This window comes from Candidatus Methylomirabilota bacterium, assembly GCA_027293415.1.
Taxonomy (GTDB): Bacteria; Methylomirabilota; Methylomirabilia; order Methylomirabilales; family CSP1-5; genus CSP1-5.
In genome coordinates this window covers 1-4,118 of sequence record JAPUFX010000072.1, presented here as the reverse complement: position 1 = coordinate 4,118, position 4,118 = coordinate 1, and the positions used below count along the sequence as shown (strand labels likewise).

The following is a 4,118-nucleotide window of genomic DNA, read 5'->3' as shown; positions in this document are numbered from 1 at the left end:
GCGGACCTTCGGAACGAAGGCCATCGAGAACGGGACCAATATCGTCACTGTCCGGCAGATACTCGGGCACTCGAACGTCAACACCACCGAGCGGTATCTGTGGCCTGAGGTGAAGCAGCAACGCGAGGCCGTTGAAGCCGTGTCGGCCTGGGTGGATACGGCACTGAACGGGCAGCAAGCCCTAGCGGCCGACAACGCCGAGCCTGCGCAACTAGCTGAAAAGTAACCATTTGCCGGGATGGCGGAACCGGAAGACGCGACAGACTCAAAATCTGTTGGGCCTTCGGCCCGTGGGGGTTCGACTCCCCCTCTCGGCACCATACTTTCCACTACTTAGCCTTCTCCTGCGTTCGTCCCGGCATCTGAGATTCCCGATTGGTTGCGGATAGGTTGCGTTTGGTTGCGTCGAGATCGGCGATTGCCTCCCGGCTGCCGCTCGGACACAGGTGTCCGTAGACGTCGACGGTGATCTGGATCGACGAGTGCCCGAGCAGGTCGCGGACGTAGGCGAGCGAGGTCCCGTTCGCGATGAGTCGCGTCGCGAAGGTGTGACGCAGGTCATGAAATCGGACGCGTCGCAATCCCGCCCGCTCGAGGCAGCGGTAGAGGGCATCAAGGACAGTCCCAGGGTCCAGGTGGCGCCCGTTTCGCGTGCAAAAGACAAGGGGTGAGAGAGGCTGGCCCCGGTACGTTACCTCCACCGTTCGGACGTCCTTCAAAGTAACCAAGGTCTCGGCCAGGACGGGTGACAGCGGAATCCGTCGAATCCGCCCACTCTTGGTCGGCACCACATTGCCGCCGCTCAGGCTCCGGTCCACTTGGATATACCCTCCGGCGAAATCGATCTGGCCCCACTCCAGCGCCAGAAGCTCGCCTTCCCGCATGCCGGTTCGCAGAGCCGTCAAGAATAACGGGTACCATCGAGGGTAATCTCGCTCGGCAGTCTCGAGCAGACGTAACTCCTCTTCCGGTGTGAGCGGATCAATCCGCCCTTTCTGGGCTTTCGCCTTTCGGGAGAACCGAGCGAGGCGCAGCGCCGGGTTGCGGTCAAGCAACCCGTCATCCATCGCATGGTTGAGAAGCTCTCGGACAGGAGCAATAATGCTGCGTATCCACGAACGCGAGAGGCCGGCGTTGACCTTCTCGGCTATCAGCTTCTGCAAGTCCTCCCGCGTGATCTCCCGGAGTCGCCTATGGCCGAGCGCGGGCAGGACATGCTTGCGCAACGTCAGTTCGTAATTTTGGACTGTGGACGGTTCGCAGTGGACCCGGGCATACGTGGCGAGCCATTTCTCGGCTTGCTCCTGCAAGGTCGGCCCCTCCGACTTGAGGTTAAATGTCCCGGATGCCAGCGCGGCTCGGGGCCGCTTCGCCACCTCGAGAGCGGTCTTGCGGTCGCCGATCTTTTTCGCCTTGCGTTTGCCTTGGTGGGTGACAAATACCCACCAGCTGCCGTCCTTCTCTCTGACCCGTACGCCCATTTCATCACCTCCCCGAGCGTGCAGGACGCGGCGCGTATGCTGTACCACGAGGCGGGGTAGCGGTCAAGATTTCAGCCCTCCTAAAGCCTCCGAGACCATCCGATCCAGGTCCTGTCCCTCCCGGCGGAACCGCGACATCCACCGGTCGAACTCAGAACGGCGCACCAGGACCTTCCCCCCGCCGGGGCGGTAGTGCGGGAGGGGATGGACCGAATCGGCCAGGGCCTTTCGCAAGGTGCGCACCGAGAGGCCGGAATAGATGGCAAGGGCCCGCAGCGACAGGTAGGGGTCTAGGTCTAGCGAGACGGCAGGCAAGGTGCTGATTTGCTCCTCGCTCGAATAGGCGCCTTCGGTTTTCGTGGTTTTCTTGCTCATCATTCCTCAAGTCGAGCCGACGTCTTCTCTAAGATCGCCAGGGCCAACTCGTGCGTTTGTCCCTCTCCGAGTACCACTCAAGCCGATCCTGTCCCCGGGGTGCGAGACGAAACCGGAGATCCCTGAGGATTTCGCCGGAGCGTAGGCGGAAATGGAAGCGATCCGGACGATGGGTGACGGCCTCGATCAACCGCTCCCGCCACAACCGCTTGAGGTGGTCACAGGCAGCCTCGGGCGAAAGGTCGAATCTCTCGACGAGGTCCTTAAATGATATTGAGTGTCCTTGCCGGGTCTCCTCGGCGATGAATCTCAAAACCTTGCGTTGTGTTACCATCCTCCTACTCCCCTTCTTGTCCCCACGAAATTGGGGACCTTAATGTAATGAAAAATTGAAATTCCGAAATCCCACGAATAAAGTTGCACGCATTAGGTTGTTGCAGCAGCTGGCTCCTGGGGCCATGTTCCGCTCCTCGTGCGCAAAGTTGTCTTTCGAATCGAGTTTCACGTTTCCTCCCTGGAAGGCGGGTCAGATTCGTGACCCGTGTCCTCATCTTTTTTGAAGAGGTCCAGGATTCCGATGATAAGAAGAACCAGAAACGGTAAAATGAAGATGAGGATTCCAACCCTTTGTTCGCCCGGAAGTGCTACTCGTGGAGTCTGTCTTGCTCGAAGCATCCGCTCTTCCTCCTCGAGGACGCGGGCCCACTCCTCTGCCCGGGGCGCATTGGGCACGACTGACTGGAAGGCTTGAGGTCTTGAGAAAAAGTAGGCGATCACGGATCGGATGTAGACGCTCGGCTCAATGTCGTAAACAGGTTCTCCGGACGGAGTTTTCCTGTAGCGGGTGAGTCGCCTCAGCTGCTGGATGGCTTCAGGCCTTAGCCGCAGGTTCCGCTTTTCCGTGAAGGGCCCTTGGACGGGGATCTTCAGCAACTCATCCTGATAGGTTCCACTCCTTCGCAGGAGCGTCTCGACTAGCTGGCTCGGAGAACAATCCAGATAGTCTGAGGCTCGATCCAGAACCGCCGCCAGTCGGGGTGAGAGTCGAACAGAGAAAAGGATGTTCGGCATTTTCTGTTTCCTCCTTTGATGCGCACGAGCATCTCTCCAGTCGGGCCTTCTAGCTTGCGAGGTCATCGCATGCAGTGCTAGCATATATCCATTCTAGGCACGGAGGCTGGGGAGATAAGGGGGATCCTCCTTATTCATCCACATGGGCAAAAAGGGGAAAGCCTGGATCGGCCGAGAGCGACTAAATCTGTATCGGGTGCACTACGAGTGCGTTCGGCGGAATCCGGAGTACGCCGAGGCGTATCAAGAGCTCAAAAACGACCCTCGGGGATCAGACTTTCGTAGCCAGGCTCTAGCCGTCGATTGGGGCATCTTGCCCAAGGATCCGCTGCCCCATCCCCACAAACGTCCCCCGCTAGATCAGGCGTTGTCCCGCGCTATTTCCAAGGTGCGGGAATTGCCTCACCTTCCCAGCGAGTTTTGGATCTCTCCTCAGCAACAGAAGCCCATGCAACTGTTTGGCATTGGATTGACGGATATGAAGTTAGATCCGAAAGCGATGGCGGGGATGCTCGTCCTGACCTACTTCCGCGAACAGGCGCCCCGACGCCACGCGGTTACGGCATTCGACATTCGCTGGAGTAAAAAGGATATAATGGAGAGTTTTGAGACTTGGTTGAACTCTACGTTGGAAGAACGAGCAACCGCGGGACTCGAGCAGGAGCGGCCGCGCACGAGGCTGCGCTTAGACGAATATCCCCGCTACCTAGAGGTCTACGATCTTCAAACGGAACGCAGAAGCTTTAAGGAGATCGGCGAGATCATGTGGAAAGGACACCGTGGGGATCTGGCTAGAAAGGCGCAAGAATACTACAAAAAGGGCCAGATTCTTGTATTGAACCCTCCATTAATCCCCATGAGGGAGAGGCGATAGAGCCTGGCAAAAAGCTTGGGTGTTAAAATGAGGTTAAGTATATGCTTTATCTTCTTAATAAGAAAGGGATTGCAGGTTTGGCGCGCATTTCCATGCAACCCTCTTCCTGGGCTTATGAGACCCCTGCTCTGCCCCTGCAAACCCATATCATGCGGTGGAATGGGACTCCCGTGGTGGATGACCGGGGGGTATAGATGGGTCGATTGTGGATCTCGAGAAAGGCAAGTGAAGATTACTGGTTGTAATCCACACCGCAGTCGATACAGGGTGGTGAAAGGACACGCTTAGCCGTACTGAAAATCAAAACGCCCTCCCGG

Annotated in this window: 6 protein-coding genes and 1 tRNA gene; 3 read left to right on the top strand and 4 right to left on the bottom strand. The window is 57.8% G+C overall.

The genetic code is table 11. The features are described from left to right. Both O6929_05650 and O6929_05645 read left to right on the top strand, forming a co-directional pair. On the top strand, positions 1–226 hold a 226-nt coding region (locus O6929_05650; GenBank protein ID MCZ6479869.1), incomplete at its 5' end, for a site-specific integrase. 6 nt (positions 227–232) lie between these two features. Further along, positions 233–320: transfer RNA gene (locus tag O6929_05645), tRNA-Leu, on the top strand. Between the two features lie 9 nt (positions 321–329). Here O6929_05645 and O6929_05640 read toward each other — a convergent pair. From O6929_05640 to O6929_05625, 4 genes are all read right to left on the bottom strand, one after another. Beyond that, positions 330–1,481: a site-specific integrase gene (locus tag O6929_05640; protein ID MCZ6479868.1), complete on the bottom strand. Its 1,152-nt coding sequence runs from the start codon at positions 1,479–1,481 to the stop codon at positions 330–332. A 63-nt stretch (positions 1,482–1,544) separates the two neighbouring features. After that, a complete protein-coding gene (locus O6929_05635) occupies positions 1,545–1,856 on the bottom strand; it encodes a helix-turn-helix domain-containing protein (GenBank protein MCZ6479867.1) in 312 nt (103 codons plus the stop codon). Positions 1,857–1,884: 28 nt separating this feature from the next. Then, entirely contained in the window at positions 1,885–2,190 is a 306-nt protein-coding gene (locus O6929_05630) for a winged helix-turn-helix domain-containing protein (GenBank protein MCZ6479866.1), read from the bottom strand. Positions 2,191–2,357: 167 nt separating this feature from the next. Continuing rightward, positions 2,358–2,927 carry a hypothetical protein gene (locus O6929_05625; protein ID MCZ6479865.1) on the bottom strand — a complete coding sequence of 190 codons (570 nt, stop codon included), beginning with the start codon at positions 2,925–2,927 and terminating at the stop codon, positions 2,358–2,360. A 142-nt stretch (positions 2,928–3,069) separates the two neighbouring features. On the opposite strand from O6929_05625, the gene O6929_05620 reads away from it, so the two are divergent. Then, the gene (locus O6929_05620) at positions 3,070–3,801 is read left to right on the top strand and encodes a hypothetical protein (protein ID MCZ6479864.1); all 732 of its coding nucleotides are present in this window, start codon (positions 3,070–3,072) and stop codon (positions 3,799–3,801) included. The last annotated feature ends 317 nt before the right edge of the window (positions 3,802–4,118 follow it).